Source organism: Clavibacter lycopersici (genome assembly GCF_003576405.1).
In the GTDB taxonomy this organism is placed as follows: Bacteria; Actinomycetota; Actinomycetes; order Actinomycetales; family Microbacteriaceae; genus Clavibacter; species Clavibacter lycopersici.
The window spans coordinates 1-277 of sequence record NZ_QWGT01000613.1 but is presented as its reverse complement, the minus strand read 5'-3'; the positions used below and the strand labels follow the sequence as shown (position 1 = coordinate 277).

The 277-nt window shown below is 80.1% G+C and carries 1 pseudogene; it reads left to right on the top strand.

The annotated features are described in order from the left end of the window. Nucleotides 1–277: pseudogene (locus DZG00_RS16800) on the top strand (primosomal protein N'); the annotation flags it as partial.

The following is a 277-nucleotide window of genomic DNA, read 5'->3' as shown; positions in this document are numbered from 1 at the left end:
GTGGAGAAGGCGCACCTCGCGGCGCGGGCGGCGGCCGAGGCCGACGAGACGCCCGCCGAGGCAGCGACCGCGGCGGCCTCGGATCCCGTCGACGTCGAGCGGTCCGTCCTGCCGCCCATCGACGGCTACGCGCCCGAGGGCCTCGCGGCCGCGGTCGACGGATCCGGTCGCGTCGCGGTCGACGCGATCCCCGAGGTCCTCGAGCTCCCCGGCGGCGCGTGGGCGGGCCGCTGGGCCGTGACGCTCGCGCAGGCCGCCGTGCGCGTGCTCGCCTCCG